At 40.7% G+C, this 17071-nt stretch carries 14 protein-coding genes and 1 tRNA gene; 4 read left to right on the top strand and 11 right to left on the bottom strand.

What is annotated here, in order from left to right:
• Window positions 1-154: 154 nt before the first annotated feature.
• The 10 genes from A9479_RS16560 to A9479_RS16515 all read right to left on the bottom strand — a co-directional run bounded on the left by A9479_RS16560 (window position 155) and on the right by A9479_RS16515 (window position 11745).
• On the bottom strand, window positions 155-1294 hold the full coding sequence (locus tag A9479_RS16560; protein ID WP_064664052.1) for a hypothetical protein: 1140 nt from the start codon (window positions 1292-1294) through the stop codon (window positions 155-157).
• Window positions 1278-2150 (bottom strand): lipoprotein NlpI, encoded by an 873-nt coding sequence (gene nlpI, locus A9479_RS16555; RefSeq protein ID WP_013464539.1) that lies wholly within the window; start codon window positions 2148-2150, stop codon window positions 1278-1280. Before nlpI ends, A9479_RS16560 begins: the two co-directional genes overlap by 17 nt.
• 185 nt (window positions 2151-2335) lie before the next feature.
• Window positions 2336-4462, bottom strand: a complete 2127-nt coding sequence (gene pnp, locus A9479_RS16550) for a polyribonucleotide nucleotidyltransferase (RefSeq protein WP_013464538.1) — start codon at window positions 4460-4462, stop codon at window positions 2336-2338.
• Between the two features lie 362 nt (window positions 4463-4824).
• Window positions 4825-5094 carry a 30S ribosomal protein S15 gene (gene rpsO / locus A9479_RS16545; protein WP_006793376.1) on the bottom strand — a complete coding sequence of 90 codons (270 nt, stop codon included), beginning with the start codon at window positions 5092-5094 and terminating at the stop codon, window positions 4825-4827.
• 109 nt (window positions 5095-5203) lie between these two features.
• The gene (truB, locus tag A9479_RS16540; RefSeq protein WP_013464537.1) at window positions 5204-6148 is read right to left on the bottom strand and encodes a tRNA pseudouridine(55) synthase TruB; all 945 of its coding nucleotides are present in this window, start codon (window positions 6146-6148) and stop codon (window positions 5204-5206) included.
• Window positions 6148-6555, bottom strand: a complete 408-nt coding sequence (gene rbfA, locus A9479_RS16535) for a 30S ribosome-binding factor RbfA (RefSeq protein ID WP_064664051.1) — start codon at window positions 6553-6555, stop codon at window positions 6148-6150. Before rbfA ends, truB begins: the two co-directional genes overlap by 1 nt.
• 157 nt (window positions 6556-6712) lie before the next feature.
• Complete coding sequence (gene infB / locus A9479_RS16530) at window positions 6713-9370, bottom strand: translation initiation factor IF-2 (protein ID WP_064664050.1); 2658 nt, start codon at window positions 9368-9370, stop codon at window positions 6713-6715.
• Window positions 9371-9395: 25 nt separating this feature from the next.
• Entirely contained in the window at window positions 9396-10895 is a 1500-nt protein-coding gene (nusA, locus tag A9479_RS16525; protein WP_064664049.1) for a transcription termination factor NusA, read from the bottom strand.
• Window positions 10896-10933: 38 nt separating this feature from the next.
• A complete protein-coding gene (rimP, locus tag A9479_RS16520) occupies window positions 10934-11389 on the bottom strand; it encodes a ribosome maturation factor RimP (RefSeq protein WP_008114543.1) in 456 nt (151 codons plus the stop codon).
• 279 nt (window positions 11390-11668) lie between these two features.
• A tRNA-Met gene (locus tag A9479_RS16515) sits at window positions 11669-11745 on the bottom strand.
• Between the two features lie 224 nt (window positions 11746-11969).
• Between A9479_RS16515 and A9479_RS16510 the strand changes: the two genes are divergently transcribed.
• The 4 genes from A9479_RS16510 to A9479_RS16495 all read left to right on the top strand — a co-directional run bounded on the left by A9479_RS16510 (window position 11970) and on the right by A9479_RS16495 (window position 16395).
• Complete coding sequence (locus A9479_RS16510; protein WP_064664048.1) at window positions 11970-13523, top strand: cryptochrome/photolyase family protein; 1554 nt, start codon at window positions 11970-11972, stop codon at window positions 13521-13523.
• Between the two features lie 159 nt (window positions 13524-13682).
• Window positions 13683-14696, top strand: coding sequence for a hypothetical protein (locus A9479_RS16505; protein WP_064664047.1), 1014 nt, complete (start codon window positions 13683-13685; stop codon window positions 14694-14696).
• Window positions 14696-15886 (top strand): peptidyl-prolyl cis-trans isomerase, encoded by a 1191-nt coding sequence (locus A9479_RS16500; protein ID WP_064664046.1) that lies wholly within the window; start codon window positions 14696-14698, stop codon window positions 15884-15886. Before A9479_RS16505 ends, A9479_RS16500 begins: the two co-directional genes overlap by 1 nt.
• Window positions 15883-16395, top strand: coding sequence for a hypothetical protein (locus A9479_RS16495; protein ID WP_064664045.1), 513 nt, complete (start codon window positions 15883-15885; stop codon window positions 16393-16395). Before A9479_RS16500 ends, A9479_RS16495 begins: the two co-directional genes overlap by 4 nt.
• A 59-nt stretch (window positions 16396-16454) precedes the next feature.
• On the opposite strand, the gene A9479_RS16490 is transcribed toward A9479_RS16495, so the two are convergent.
• Complete coding sequence (locus A9479_RS16490) at window positions 16455-16901, bottom strand: Hsp20 family protein (protein WP_008114537.1); 447 nt, start codon at window positions 16899-16901, stop codon at window positions 16455-16457.
• Window positions 16902-17071: the final 170 nt, after the last annotated feature.

The following is a 17071-nucleotide window of genomic DNA, read 5'->3' as shown; positions in this document are numbered from 1 at the left end:
TTTTTGTCTATAGAAAGCGCTTCTAGCGGGGCAATAATCAAACAAAAAAGTCTATAAATTAATGAACTGGGATAAAACCGGCTCAGCTTTTAAGCAGTTTTAATAGGCTCATATAATCATTGGTTAAACAACCTAAAAGCACTCTATTTAATGATTAAAAGCGCGGGAATAAATCTGCATGTTGCTCTATATGAGTTTGCCACAAAGCCCGATATTGCTCTGAAAGTCCAACCTGTTGATATTGCATAATAGACCACTGTGCGCTTGGCTTATAAGCAACACCTCCTTGCTGACAGCTTTTGCTTTTGTGCCATCCTTTTGGCGCATCAGTGTTATGAGCAATAAACAAGTTAGGGGCAACCAACCCCTCAAGCTGACAAAGCCAAGCTTGTTTTTTTGCTGGTAAAGCGTATTCATCTTCAAAACCATTAAAGTGCATTAATTCATGTAAAAAGACTGCATAATTAGCCTGCGAGTTAATATGCATTAAGCCCTGATGCACATTGGCAGTACCTTGCTTGGGCATCATAATCGCAAAATCGAATCCTTTAGGAAGCCGCTGCTTAAGTGATGACTGTTGCCAATCGCACTGCGCAAGCGTTGCTTTAGTGCTGTTACAAGCAATTGCATTACCAACATATATAGGCTTTGAAAAACAAAATGCATTACTACTAGGCTCTGGGTGTTGTGCGTATTTTTTCACAAAGTGGTTGAGCCTATATAAACCATCACGGTGATCGCTCAGCATTAGCACATTAAATGTGCATTGCTTTTGTATCTCAATTTGCTCGCTCGCTACCAAAAACCCTAATTTATTCATAAAGGGTTGGTTTAATGCATCGAAGGGAGCACGCTGTTGTAACTGTAAATGATAAAAGGCATCCCCTTTAGGGAGCTTATTGTGGGCTTTTAATAACGCTAAATCTTGCCAGCGCTGTTGAGCAAGCAATGAAGCTGCGAGATGTTTTTGTTGTTCAATTGTTATCTCATTGAGGCTTGCTTGCCAAAAAAGCTTGGCGGTTTCAGTTTGATTATTGGTTAATAATGATAACCCATATCCGTATTGTGCATGGGCTATTTTATTGCGTGCTAAGGTGGCTAATGAGGTCGGGGGAAGTTGTAAAATATGCGATGCAAAGTAACCAGGAAATTGCCAATAACTGTCAATCACATTGGCTTTGGCGTGCAATACTTGCCAAAAGCCAATGCTATTTTGTTTATTACTGGAGCCACTAATTAAGCTAGTGCACAGTAATAAAATACTTAATTTAAAAAAATTAGCCCGCGCTTTCACTTGCCATCAACTCAAGCTCTAAACGTGCATATTTATATTCTATAAATTCATGAACGTTCGTGGCCAGCGCCAACTTAAAGTAATCTGTTGCAATTGAAAGCTCACCTGCGGCTTGGTGCTGTTTAGCTAAGTAAAAATAAGCTTCACATAAACGTTGAGCATATTCTTGTTGTGAACTTACACCATCGGCTATCCCTGAAAAAAATGCTTTTTCACTCATATCACCTACATACAAGGCAATAAGCTGGTATGCCCATTCATTTTCATCAAGGGCCGCCGCATTAGCTTTTAACGAAGCGAGTGCCTGAGTTTTATCTTGTGCGGCCTGCGCTAAATAAAGCCACAGCACACGATAAGGATCGTTAGGAGAGCGCTCCAAAAACGTTTTAAAGTCATCCTTTGCAAGCGTGGCTCTATCACCATAGTACAAAGCAATACCACGATTTAAATACGCATATTCATGTTCTTGGTCTAACTCTATGGCTGAATCAAAATACTCGTATGCTTTTTCGTATTGCTGCATCAAGGTATGTTGAATCCCCAAAAAGTTATACACTTCAGCCAAATCAGGTTTCAGTTTAACTGCTCGGTTAAAATCAATTCGCGATAAAGTTGTCATGCCTAAGCTATCAAACAGCACACCACGGTCATAATACAGCTTTGCTTGTTGCTCTGTACTTAAGTCTGCCCTATTTAATAGTTCTGAAAAACGAGCAATGGCAATTTCATTTCTAAAGTCTGATGCAAGTGGCGCAGTAAATGGCACATTAATAATAGCAGCGGGTTTAGTAGTAGCCTGACAAGCGCTTAAAGACAAAATAGCAAAAGATGCCAAGGCTAAATGTTTAAGTCTCATTAAAATCCTTAATACCGAGGTAAGTAGCAAATAGATAAGACATAAGCTGTCTTGTAAGGTTCATTCTTGTTATATGTTACTTAACGTCTTGAACATAATAGGTTGCTAACATTAAAGCATAAAAAAAGGGGCTAAACAGCCCCTTTTTATACTATCCAGTAATTATCTGGATGAAAGATTAGCAATTACGCGTCTTTAGACTCGTCAGCTGCAGGTGCTGCTGATTCCATTGCTTCTTTAATACTTAGACGTACACGGCCTTGGCGGTCTACTTCTAGTACTTTAACTTTAACTTCTTGACCTTCACTAAGGTGATCAGCAACGTTGTTAACACGCTCTGTGCTGATTTGTGAGATATGCACTAGGCCATCTTTACCAGGAAGAATATTTACAAACGCACCGAAGTCAACGATACGTACAACTTTACCTTCGTAGATAGTACCAACTTCAAGCTCAGCAGTTAATTGCTCAATACGGCTAATTGCATTTGCTGCACTTTCACCGTCTGTAGCAGCAATTTTGATTGTGCCATCATCACCGATTTCAATCGTAGTACCTGTTTCTTCAGTAAGTTGACGAATAGTTGCGCCACCTTTACCGATTACTTCAGCAATTTTCTTCTGTGGGATTTGCATCGTGTAAATACGCGGAGCAAACATAGATAACTCTTCAGAAGGTGCAGAAATCGCTTCGTCCATCACACCTAGAATGTGTAAACGAGCTGCTTTAGCTTGCTTAAGCGCGATTTGCATGATTTCTTGCGTGATACCTTCAATCTTGATATCCATTTGTAGTGCAGTGATACCGTTAGTTGTACCCGCTACTTTAAAGTCCATGTCACCTAAGTGATCTTCATCACCTAAGATATCTGAAAGTACTACAAAGTTTTCTTCTTCTTTAACTAGGCCCATCGCGATACCCGCAACAGAAGCTTTAATTGGTACACCCGCGTTCATAAGCGCTAGAGACGTACCACAAACCGATGCCATTGAAGATGAACCATTTGATTCAGTGATTTCAGATACAACACGAATTGAGTAAGGGAACTCAGTTAATGTTGGCATTACAGCTTGGATACCACGCTTAGCTAGGTTACCGTGGCCGATTTCACGACGCTTAGGAGAACCTACAAAACCCGTTTCACCTACACAGAATGGAGGGAAGTTGTAGTTAAGCATAAAGTGGTTTTTGTGCGTGCCAGTTAAATCATCGATTAACTGTGAGTCACGTTCTGTACCAAGTGTTGCTGTTACTAATGCTTGCGTTTCACCACGTGTAAAGATTGCAGAACCGTGAGTACGTGGAAGTACGCCAGTCATTACATCTAGTGCACGGATCATATCTGGTTCACGACCATCGATACGTTTTTCGCCAGCAGCGATACGGCCACGAACGATTTTCTTCTCAAGTGAACCGAATACTTTACCTACTTCTTGCTTATCAAGCGTTTCGCCTTCAGCAAGTTCGCTAGTAAGCGCTTCAACTACGGCATCTTTTGCTGCAGTTAATGCTTCTTTACGCGCTACTTTATCAGTAATACGGTAAGCTTCGCCTACTTTATCAGCAGCAAGTGTTGCTACTTTCTCTTCTAATGCAACGTTTTTCTCAGGTGCAGTCCAATCCCAAGTAGGCTTGCCTGCTTCTGCTTTAAATTCGTTGATTGCCTTGATGATAGACTGTGATTGCTCATGGCCGTATACAACTGCGCCTAGCATTACGTCTTCAGCAAGTACGTCTGCTTCTGATTCAACCATAAGTACGGCGTTATCAGTACCAGCAACAACTAAATCAAGTTGGCTTTCTTCAAGCTCTTTTAGTGTTGGGTTAAGTACGTATTCACCGTTGATGTAACCAACACGTGATGCACCAATTGGACCGCTGAACGGGATACCAGAGATAGCAAGTGCTGCTGATGTACCAATCATCGCAACCATATCAGGTTGGATTTCAGGGTTTACAGAAACAACTGTCGCGATAACTTGTACTTCGTTTACGAAACCATTAGGGAAAAGTGGACGAATTGGACGGTCAATCAGACGTGCAATAAGTGTTTCGCCATCGTTAGGACGACCTTCACGCTTAAGGAAACCACCTGGGATACGACCAGCAGCGTACATACGCTCTTGGTAGTTAACAGTTAGTGGGAAGAAATCTTGACCTGGTTGAGCTTCACGCTTACCAACAACCGTTACTAGTACTGACGTATCGCCAATGCTTGCTAGTACTGCGCCGTCTGCTTGACGAGCGATAGCACCTGTTTCTAGTGTCACTGTGTGTTGACCTAGTTGAAATTCTTTTATAATTGCTTGCACTTAAAATATTCCTTAAATGTATTTTTAGTATTAATTAAGTTTTCATCAAAGTACCAATTACAGTACATAATTGTATTCAGTTGGAAATCAATTAAGTACTACAATTGGCAATGATGTAAATAACCGTAGATAAACCTTTTTATCTACGCGCCATAGTATATAACAAAGTCAGGTAAAATTGCGAGCTTAGCACCGAGATAAAATAGTGCTTGCAGCAATGTCAAAAACATTCGCTTTGTGAAAGATAATAGTATGGCTTTTATTCGATATTTCAAGGGGTTTACTGAGAAGTACTGGGGAAGACGAGAAAATGTGAGCACAAAAAAAGGAGCTAAAAAGCTCCCCTTTTGATAATCAAGTTCTTAGCGACGTAGGCCAAGCTCTTTGATTAACGCAGTGTAACGCGAGATATCTTTACCTTTAAGGTAATCAAGCAGTTTACGGCGAGTGCTTACTTTACGAAGCAGACCACGACGTGAGTGGAAGTCATGCTTGTGATCAGCAAAGTGACCTTGAAGCTTGTTGATATCAAAAGTAAGTAATGCTACTTGTACTTCAGGTGAACCAGTGTCGCCTTCAGCGCGTGCGAATTTAGCAATGATATCGATTTTTTCTTGATTGCTTAGTGACATAATAACTCCAAAAGTTAAATTTAATAGGTGCTTTAGCCGATCACTAATTCAGCCAAAACGATTAAGCGGGCGTATTCTACCAATTATCAGCATAACTACAAGTTAAACTTTACTCTGGTTGCTGATTAGACAAGCCACGTTTTGATTTTAGATGGCCATCAGGATTACGTTCACCAGTACCAATAAAGATTCCGTCAGCCAGAACTTTTATTGCACCTTCAGGTAATTCTTTACCTAGCACCACAGCTTGACCATGGCTAAATGCTATTCCCTGCTCTTTAGTAATTTCCACAACAGGTAAATCAACTAACGCGGTATCCATTGGCAATAATAGTTCGTCAAGGTAAGTAGAAGGCGCAACGTCTTGTTCTTTCGCTTGATTTAATAACGTTTCTAACTGCTCAAGTGTGACCATTTTATCTGCTGGGTAATGCCCTACAGCACTACGATGCAGCATAATCACATGCGCGCCGCAGCCAAGGTTTTCACCTAAGTCATCAACGATAGTACGAATATATGTGCCTTTAGATACATGGGCAGTCATTTGTATTTCGTTGGCTTGCTCATCAAACTCATCAAGCGTTAAGCTAAATACGTTAATTTTTCGACATTTGCGAGGAACTTCTATGCCTTCACGCGCATATTTATATAAAGGCTTGCCTTCATATTTAAGCGCTGAGTACATTGATGGGTATTGATCTGACTCACCTAAAAATTTAGCAATTTCCTGTGTAAGCAGTTCAGCAGTAACATTAACATCACGCGTTTCGACCACTTCACCATCAGAGTCTGACGTGGTAGTACGCTCACCCAGTTTTGCTCGCACAACATAGGTTTTATCTGTATCGAGTAAAAACTGGGTAAACTTAGTGGCTTCACCAAAACAAATAGGCAGCATACCGGTCGCAAGCGGATCGAGCGCACCTGTGTGCCCCGCTTTTTGCGCAAAATAAATACCTTTAGCCTGCTGTAATGCCTTGTTTGATGAAATGCCTTCTGGTTTGTTTAACAACAAAATACCATCAACTGGACGGCCTTTACTGCGTCTTGCCATTAGTCTTTAGTGCCTTCTTCGCTATCTGTTTCATCATCAACATGCTTAGCATTATCTTCACGAATGATAGAGTCCACTAAGTTAGAGATGCGCATCCCTTCCATTAATGAATTATCAACCACAAATTTAAGCTCAGGCATGATTCGCGCACGAATACGTTTACCTAGCAACGAGCGGATATAACCGGTTGCTTCGTTAAGTACTTTGGCACTTTGCTTGGCTGCATTTTCATCTTCGGTGTTAAACACAGTAATGAAAACTTTGGCATAAGATAAATCGCGCGATATTTCTACCGCAGACACTGTCACCATGCCCAAGCGTGGATCTTTAATTTCGCGTTGTAAAATCACCGCAATTTCTTTTTGAATTTGCTGAGCAACACGATCAGTGCGAGAAAATTCTCTCATTTCACTTTCCTAAAATTATAACTTATTGAAAAATAATAATAAGCTAACTAAATAATGGATACACAAATGGGGGCTGAGCCCCCATTTAAAATCTTAGCATAGGTTATGTTGGGCTATCGAGGTACAACCTTGAATGTCCAAAACCACCTAATAACAATTAAAGAGTACGTTGTACTTCAACTGTTTCAAATACTTCGATTTGGTCACCAACGCGAACATCATTGTAGTTCTTAACGCCGATACCACATTCCATGCCGTTACGAACATCAGCAACGTCATCTTTAAAGCGACGTAATGACTCAAGCTCGCCTTCGTAAATAACCACGTTATCACGAAGTACACGAATTGGTGCGCTACGCTTGATAGTACCTTCAGTAACCATACAACCGGCAATTGCACCAATTTTTGGAGACTTAAATACGTCACGTACTTCAGCAAGACCAATGATCTCTTGTTTAAACTCAGGAGCAAGCATACCAGACATGGCTTGCTTAACTTCTTCGATAAGCGCGTAGATTACGCTGTAGTAACGAAGATCTAGGTTTTCAGAGTCAATCACTTTACGCGCTGATGCATCAGCACGAACGTTAAAGCCAACCACAATCGCGTTAGACGCTGCCGCAAGAGTTGCATCAGTTTCAGTGATACCACCAACACCAGAACCAACAATCTTCACTTTTACTTCATCAGTAGAAAGCTTAGTTAGTGAGTCTGAAATTGCTTCGATTGAACCTTGAACGTCTGCTTTAAGTACCACGTTAACTTCAGATACGTCGCCTTCAGTCATGTTAGTAAACATGTTTTCAAGCTTCGCTTTTTGTTGACGTGCTAGTTTAACATCGCGGAATTTACCTTGACGGTAAAGTGCAACTTCACGTGCTTTACGCTCATCTTTAACTACAGTTGCTTCATCACCGGCAGCTGGAATACCAGACAGACCTAAAATCTCTACTGGAATAGAAGGACCTGCAGACTTGATATCTTTACCGTTTTCATCGCGCATAGCACGAACACGGCCGTATTCAAGACCACATAATACAATGTCACCTTGATTAAGCGTACCTGACTGAACAAGAATAGACGCTACTGGACCACGGCCTTTATCAAGACGTGATTCAATAACAACACCTGCAGCCATACCTTCGGTCGGCGCATTTAATTCTAAAAGCTCAGATTGCATTAATACAGCTTCTAGCAGGTCATCAATACCTAAACCAGTTTTTGCTGAAATGTGCACGTACTGTGTATCGCCGCCCCACTCTTCTGGGATAACGTCTAGCTGAGCTAGTTCGTTTTTAACGCGATCTGGATCTGCGCCTTCTTTATCCATTTTGTTAACAGCAATAATTAAAGGAACGCCAGCTGCGCGAGCATGCTGTACCGCTTCTTTAGTTTGTGGCATTACGCCATCATCAGCTGCAACTACTAGGATTACGATATCAGTCGCTTTTGCACCACGAGCACGCATTGATGTAAATGCGGCGTGACCCGGAGTATCTAAGAAAGTGATCATGTTGCCGTTAGTTTCAACGTGGTATGCACCAATGTGCTGTGTAATACCACCGGCTTCGCCTGATGCAACTTTAGCTGAACGAATGTAATCAAGCGTCGATGTTTTACCGTGGTCAACGTGACCCATAACAGTTACTACTGGCGCACGTGGCTCTGACTTACCATCTTCATGGCGGTCATTAAGTACTGTTTGCTCTAATTCGTTTTCTTTAACGATGATAACTTTATGGCCCATTTCTTCTGCAACAAGTTGCGCAGTTTCTTGGTCAATAACTTGGTTAATCGTAACCATGTCACCCATTTTCATCATTGTTTTTACAACTTCAGCGCCTTTAACAGCCATGCGTGACGCAAGCTCAGCAACTGTAATTGTTTCACTAATACGCACTTCGTTTTTAACATCAGCCGTTGGTTTTTGGAAACCGTGCTGTAATGACGCTGGCGCTTTTAGCTTACCTTTTTTACCTTTAGACGCTGCAAATTTATCTTTTGCTGGCGCTTTTTTCTTTTTCTTCGCACGGCGTGAGCCTTGCTCTTCGCGAGCATCTGCTACATCTTCTGCTTCACGTGCGTAAGTTGAAGTCGTAAGGTGGTGATCCGCGGTTTCTTCGCGTTTCTTACGTTCTTCTTCTTCTTTCTTCCAGCGTGCTGAATTCTCTTCAGCTAGCTTTCTTGCCTCTTCTGCTTGACGTTTCGCTTCTTCTTCAGCTTTCTTCAATGCGGCCTCTTCTGCTTCTTTTTGCAGACGCTCAGCTTCGATGCGATCTTTCTCAGACTTAGCACTTTGCTCAGGGGTCATCTGCTGTTGTTTCGCTTTACGCTCAGCATCTGCTTTGCGTTTAGCTTCTTCTTTGGCTTTACGATCAGCGTCTTCTTTCGCTTTACGTTCTGCCTCTTGTTTCGCTTTCAATTCTGCGGCTTCTTGTTCAGCTTTTTGCTGCTCTTCAAGACGCGCTTTTTCTTCAGCGGCTAGACGTTGCTGTTCTTGCTCTTGCTCAACAGCACTTTTTTTCACGTAAGTGCGGGTTTTGCGAACCTCAACTTGCACAGCCTTTGCTTTACCCGTAGAGCCAGTCACACTTAATGTGCTTTTGCTCTTACGTTGCAATGTCATACGCGCTGGACCTTCAGATCCAGTACCGCCATGTTGCTTGCTTAGGTGATCAAGTAACGTTGCTTTTTCAGCTTCTGTTACATTATCGCCTGCTTGTTTAGTAATACCGGCTTGTGAAAACTGCTGTAGCAATTTATCAACAGTTGTACCTATATCACCGGCTAGTTTTTCAACATTTACTTCTGCCATAGTCTCTAATACCTCCGTTAATAAATTACTCGTCTGCAAACCAACAAATATTACGTGCAGCCATAATTAGCTCGCCCGCTTTCTCTGCAGATAGCTCTGTAATATCTACAAGCTCATCAATGCCTTGCTCAGCTAAGTCTTCAAGTGTTACTACACCCTTACTTGCCATAACAAATGCTAAATGACGCTCTAAGCCTTCAAGCGCAAGTAAGTCTTCAGCAGGCTCAGCGCCTTCTAAGCTTTCTTCCGTTTTAAGGGCTTTCGTTGTTAATGCATCTTTTGCACGTGAACGTAATACGTCCACTGTTTCTTCATCTAAGCCGTCGATTTCTAAAAACTCTGAAGCCGGAACATAAGCAACTTCTTCAAGTGTTGAGAAACCTTCGTTGATAAGTAATGATGCAAATTCGTCATCAATATCTAAGTTTTCAGTAAATAAGTTAATTAACTTATCTGACTCAGCTTCGTTCTTAGCGCGCATTTCATCAACGGTCATTACGTTTAATTCCCAGCCAGTTAATTGGCTTGCTAAACGTACGTTTTGACCATTACGACCAATAGCTTGTGCTAAGTTATCAGCTTCAACAGCAATATCCATTGAGTGTGTATCTTCATCCATTACGATTGAAGCCACTTCTGCTGGTGCCATTGCGTTAATAACAAACTGTGCAGGGTTGTCATCGTAAAGTACGATATCAACACGCTCACCGCCAAGTTCTGACGATACCGCTTGAACACGTGCGCCACGCATACCAACACACGCACCAACCGGGTCAATACGCTTATCGTTAGATTTAACCGCGATTTTAGCGCGTGAACCTGGATCACGTGCTGCAGCGCGTAATTCAATCATTTCTTCGCCAATTTCTGGCACCTCAATGCGGAATAATTCCATCAGCATTTCTGGTTTAGAACGGGTTACAAATAATTGTGCACCGCGTGCTTCAGGCTTCACTTCATATAAAAGACCGCGGATACGATCACCCGGGCGGAAGTTTTCACGCGGCAGCATGTCGTCACGATAAATAACCGCTTCTGCGTTGTTACCTAAATCAAGTACGATTGCATCACGGGTTGCTTTTTTAACAACACCCGTTACCAGCTCGCCTTCTTGATCTTTATATGCTTCAACGACTAAGGCGCGCTCTGCTTCACGTACTTTTTGTACGATCACTTGCTTAGCCATCTGTGTTGTTATGCGGTCAAATTTAATTGATTCAATCTGCTCTTCTACGTAGTCGCCCATTTTCAAGTCAGGTTCTTCAACTTGAGCAGCTTCTAACGTGATTTCGCTGTATGGATTCTCTAAAGAACCATCTTCTAAAACTTCAGCTATTTGCCAGCGACGGAAGGTATCGTAATCGCCGGTTTTACGGTCAATTGCAACACGTACATCAATTTCACCATCATGCTTTTTCTTTGTCGCTGTCGCTAATGCGAACTCTAGAGCTTCAAAAATCTTTTCTTTTGGAACCGCTTTCTCATTGGAAACGGCTTCAGCAACCAATAATATTTCTTTTGCCATGGGTAATGCCTCGCTTGCCCTATTCCTTCGCACTCGAATTAAAACTTTGCGATTATGTTCGCACGTTCAATGTTACTAAGCATGATTAAATGCTCCGCACCATCGCTAGATAGTGTGATCATATCGCTGCTAACTGCTATTAAGTCGCCTTTAAAATTACGGCGACCATCTTGTGGAAGCTTAGTACGCACGCGTACTTCCTCTCCTTGCGCCTGCTCGTAGTGATCTTGTTTGAATAATGGACGATCAACACCAGGAGACGACACTTCCAAATCGTATTCGTTTGTAATTGGGTCTTCGACGTCTAAAATCGCACTAATTTGACGACTTGCATCGGCGCAGTTGTCAACTGAAATCCCATCCTCATGAGCAATGTATACTCTTAAGGTAGAATGGCGACCCGCTTGTACAAACTCAAGCCCATGTAATTCAAAGCCTAACATTTCTACCGCAGGCGTTAACATGGTTACTAAATCTTGTTCAAGTTTTGTCACGAAAATCCTCCATACAAACAAAAAAAGGGCTTATAGCCCTAAAATACTGAGTTTAAATTTTGATTTAATCGATAAACATCAAATCAAACGGTGCAGATACAACAACGCCCCGAACCAAGCGGGGCGTCACACCAAAAAACGCAAAACTGTGTGGCCTAGGGCCAAGCTTGGTTGCGAGTCAGTACCCTGACCAAATTAAACTTCATTAGCTTAAACGCAAAACGCGCATTACTTAGAATGCGCGATATAAAGTAGTAAGTATAAACCTACTATTAAGATTGGTTGCGGGAGCCGGATTTGAACCAACGACCTTCGGGTTATGAGCCCGACGAGCTACCAGACTGCTCCATCCCGCGCCAATAGATAAAAAGTTAATAACTTAATATCGCTGTTAGTAAATTTTATAACCTACTAAACAATGGCCGCTATTATAAAGATGTACACCTAAATTAGCAACCACAATAAGTAATAAGTTGATAAAAAAAGCAATGCTGTTTATTGCTTTGCTCTATGATTAAAACGACATGTAGAAATCGATCGCTTTTTAAAATACAGCGTATAAAAATAATTTTGGCTCATTATGAAAAAATTCAAAACCTTAAAACTAATTTTAGGTGACCAGCTAAACCCCGCTCATTCTTGGTTTAAAGATAAATCCGATGACACCGTGTTTGTTATTGCCGAGCTCATGCAAGAAGCGCAGTACGTAAAGCATCACGTGCAAAAAATATCAGCCTTTTTTAAAGCCATGGAAAACTTCGCTAACGCCTTAAAAGATGCCGGCTTTGACGTGTTGCATTTAACGTTAGATGACACCAAAGACGATGATGACCTACCCGCTCTTTTAACTCGCTTAGCTAAGCAACATGAATGCACCTCAATTGAATATCAATACCCAGATGAGTACCGTTTAAAAACACAACTGCACGACTTTGCCACTAACAGCGAATTAGCTGTGACTGCCTGTGACAGCGAGCATTTTTTATTAGCATTTAACGATATAGACAAACGCTTTAAAAAAGATAAACACGTCACTATGGAGCATTTTTATCGGGCAATGCGTAAGCAGTTTGATATTTTAATGGATGATGACAAACCTCAAGGCGGTCAATGGAACTTTGATGCTAATAACCGTAATAAGTTTTCAAAAAGCGATTTAGCCGATATCCCCAAACCCAAATTATTTAAAAATGATGTTAGCACCATCATTGAGCGTTTAGATAAACATAAAATAAAATACTTTGGGCAAATAGAAACCCAATTAAGCTGGCCAACAACCCGTAAACAAGCAATAAGCGCACTTGATCACTTTTGTGCACATTTACTTCCCCGCTTTGGTCAATTTCAAGATGCGATGACAGATCAATGCCCTGATAAAGATACCTTTTATCACAGCCGGTTATCATTTGCGTTAAATGCCAAAATTTTACACCCTCGCTATGTTATCGACCGTGTGGTCAAAGAATACCAACAACGCCAAGGTGAAATATCTATTTCTCAGGTTGAAGGCTTTATTCGTCAAGTACTGGGTTGGCGCGAATATGTGCGTGGCGTGTATTGGAAAAACATGCCCGATTACGCTAACAAAAACCAGCTTAATGCAACCCGTGCACTGCCACGTTATTTTTGGAATGGTAAAACAAAAATGAACTGCTTAAGCCACTCATTAACACAAAGCTTAGACAGCGCGTATGCCCATCATATTCAACGTTTAATGGTAATAGGTAATTTTTGTTTACTAACCGCTATTAACCCTGATGAAGTGGATGAATGGTATTTGGGTGTTTATATCGATGCTATTGAATGGGTAGAAATGCCTAACGCACGAGGGATGAGCCAATTTGCTGACGATGGCATCATTGCTACCAAGCCTTATGCGGCTAGCGGCAACTATATAAATAAAATGAGCGACTACTGTAAAAGCTGCCAATATAAGGTGAAAGAAAAAGTAGGAAAAGACGCTTGCCCGTTAAATAGCCTCTATTGGCAATTTATGCAAACACACCGAGAGCGGCTTGAAAAAAATCCACGGATAGGCATGGTTTATCGCAATTGGGATAAACAAGATGAATCATTGCGCCAAGAAACCTTAGAGCAAGCTAACAACTATTTAAATAATATTGAAAAGCTTTAAATATAAATGCCGTCAATTGACGGCAGCATTCTTGATAGTTAATATTAAAGTACCAAAATAGGTAATATTGTTAATTAAATGTTTAATTTATTTGTCATGTCAGTGTAATGAGCTTATTTTTTAATAGCACCTCTTACTCCAGACTATGATGAGAATAAAATGAAAAAACAATTAATGGCAGCGACACTTTTATTGCTCGGTACAAGCCAAGCTCAAGCTTTTAGTCAAGAAACTCACAAACGTATTGTTCTTGATGCCGTAAATTATATGCAGCAACACCCAGCCAGCACCGAATATGCTGCCCTACGTCAGTACGCTGCACAAAACAATCTGACAATCTCTGAATTAGCCGAGCTGCTGGGACAAGCTGCTTATGATGTAGATGACTTTGAAGACACCTTTTTCTGTGGTGCTATTACAGGTTCATGTGTTCAAGCGCCAGTATGGGGAGCAGCGCAAAGTATAGTTAAATATACAAGCTATTGGCATTTTCAAAATCATACCCAAGGTGCAGACCAACATGGAAACGATTTTGGTGGTTATAATTATGAAAAGCTCACCGTTTGGGGAACTATTGATAATCTTGCATCTGCTTGGCTTAAAGGTGACTATCTTGATGATGGTAAAGGGGGAGAAACAGGTTGGTTCAATGCCGACTCTTCAAAATATAACAGTTATGGTGTAACAGAATCTCACTACAGAATCGATAGCAACTCAACCTATTCTATGTACGATGACTTTGAAGAAATGCCATTTCAACCTATCGATAATTTAGGGCAATATTGGTATCAAAGTTACTTACAAAGCGGCAATCCCCAAGTATTAGGGTTTGTGTTCCATACTACTGATTTATTACAGCCTCACCACACATGGACCACATCAGATCTAAATCATTCTAGCTGGGAAAGTTGGGTAAACGATTACTATGACCAAGAGCAGCTCAACGATTTATCACTCGTTACTCAAGCAATGCAAACGTTCTCGCCTTTAGATAAAAATAGCCAAGATGTTCGCCCATTATTAACTCAAGGCGGTTCATTTTCTTATGCACAAGGTGGGATTGTACTCAACTCAGAAGATCATTTTGATCGCCTTAATATAGCTAAGCAGGTCGTGCCCCATGCAATAGCAATGGTGGTGCACTTATTAAACCACGCCATGGTTGCTCGCTAATGAAAAAAATGGCTATTTTAGTGATTACATTACTAGGCGTGTTTTACCACTCCCTAGTAATGGCATCATTTACACAATACAGCAGTGATGAAATTAACTTTATGCATCGTGCTTATTTAAAGCACAACCCTGATATTACAATCAATGAAGTTAGAACTCGTCTGTATGAGAATCAGTTTTTATTACAACAAGCTGCGCTAAAAACCCCTGCGATAATAAAACGACAATCTGCCGTTGGTTTTAGTACTCAATACCATGTTGAACGTTACTTAAAAAATCTGTTCGATTCACAATTAGCTATAAGCGCACAGTCAAGCCCGATAAAGCTTGAAACTTATGATAAGCAATGGCTTAAACACACATTAGGGCCCTACCCTAAAAATGGCCAGTATGTGCAAAGCGCCATCAAAAAAATACAGCAGTTTGATTTAACCCCTCTTTTGTATAACGCTATTAATTTATATGAATTTGTCGATGCATTATCAATGCAGGTACGCTTTAAACTCCACAGAGGAGATAGTGAACTATTCAAAAGTGAATTAATAAAAAAACGGCAATTCAATATAGCGTTTTCAAAAGCCAAACCGATTTTGGCAAAACAGAATATTGATATTGAACATCTGTATGAAATAGCTCAAGGAGATATTCTGCGCCCCTCCATTCAAAGCTGGCTAGGTATAAATACAATGATGCATATGCAAAGCCCCGTTCTTGAAAAACTAGAGAAACAAGTAAACAAAAGCGAAATTAAAGCATTTTATCAAGCCAATAAATCGCAGTTTAAATTTTTAAGCCACGTAAAAGCCCATGGAGCTCAATTTGCTCATCGAGCCAATGCTGTAGGTTTTCGCACCTTGGCCGGTAACAAAACGCTAAAACAAGCATTAGTAATATCAGGAAAACAAGATATATATGCTCAATACAACAGTGAATTAAACCGTAAAAACAAAAGTAGCTGGGTTGTACAACTTGCGTTCACAACTAAAGAAAACACTATTTCTCCTGTTATACGTACACCCAGTGGTGAATGGGTGGTGATACACAGTTATGAGCATCAGTTTGAGTACTTTTCGCCAGAAGATGAAACCGTTCGATACCAAGCAACAAAGGCCATCGCAAAACAAAAAGCGGTACAACAGTATGAGGATACTTGGCTCAAGTGGCAAAATAAGACAGGAGTAATTTTATGAGCAAAAAAGTTTTCGTTTCTGTTGTTGTAGCTTGTGTTGGTATGTACGCACTTTTTACTCAATATACTAGTAAACCAACGATAAAGAATATTGATTCCCTTAACCAAGCTAAAAGTGTTAAGCAAATAACGTCACTTGAGCTGACTACTGCTGACATGACCCAAGAGCTAAAAAGCACGCAATTAAACACGGTTACAACTAACAAAACGAGCCCTCAGCCTTTGCCACCAATAACCTCTCCTGCCTATTTACCCAACATAGTAAAAAATACTCAGCCAGTTGCTCAGTACAGCGGTGATTTAAATAATCACCAGGCATATCAAGATTTCCACCTTGAACAGCAAAGACAGCTAGAGCAACGTTTTGTTATTGCTGCACAAGCCAAAATATTAAAACTTGAAGAATTACTGGCTAAAGGCCGACAAAAAAAGCTTTCACAAGAACAACTGCAAGTTGCGATAGATAAAATTAACGCTTTAAAACAAATGCAAATAAACTTAAAAGACTAACAACGCAAAAAGCCGCCAAATGGCGGCTTTTCACAGGGAAAATACGTGTGCTAGCTTAACTATTTGCTTTCTAGCATATTGCCTGAGCCAATCTCGATTTTACGTGGCTTAAGCGCTTCTGGGATCTCACGTTCAAGGTCGATGCTTAGTAAGCCATTGGCTAAGTCTGCACCAAGTACTTTAACGTGGTCGCCTAACTGGAACTTACGCTCAAAGTTACGCTCGGCAATCCCTTGATGAATAAATTTACGCTCATCATTTTGCTCTTTACCTGCTTTGGTGCCTGATACAACCAAAGTGTTGTTTTCAGATTGCAAGGTTAACTCGTCTTCACTAAATCCAGCGACTGCCATAGTGATACGGTACTTGTCTTTATCAAGCGCTTCGATGTTATAAGGAGGAAAACTTGGCTGCTTATCAGTTCGTGCAGCGGCATCCATTAATGATGCTAAATGATCGAAACCAATGAATGAACGGTATAGGGGTGATAAATCTACTGTACGCATAATAATATCCTCATATTTAAGCGATATATTGCTGCTACTTTTCGTTTGAACAAGTAACGGCAAAAGTTAATTAATAATATAATTTTCAAATAGTTCTGATTTACTGAAGACCCATCAGGCGTCCTCAAATAACTATTTATGGGCGGGCAATTTTATTTCAAGATTTTTTT

This window comes from Pseudoalteromonas sp. MQS005 (genome assembly GCF_001661605.1).
GTDB classification, from domain to species: domain Bacteria; phylum Pseudomonadota; class Gammaproteobacteria; order Enterobacterales; family Alteromonadaceae; genus Pseudoalteromonas; species Pseudoalteromonas tetraodonis.
The sequence above is the reverse complement of the archived record's forward strand: the minus strand, read 5'-3'. Positions and strand labels throughout refer to the sequence as shown.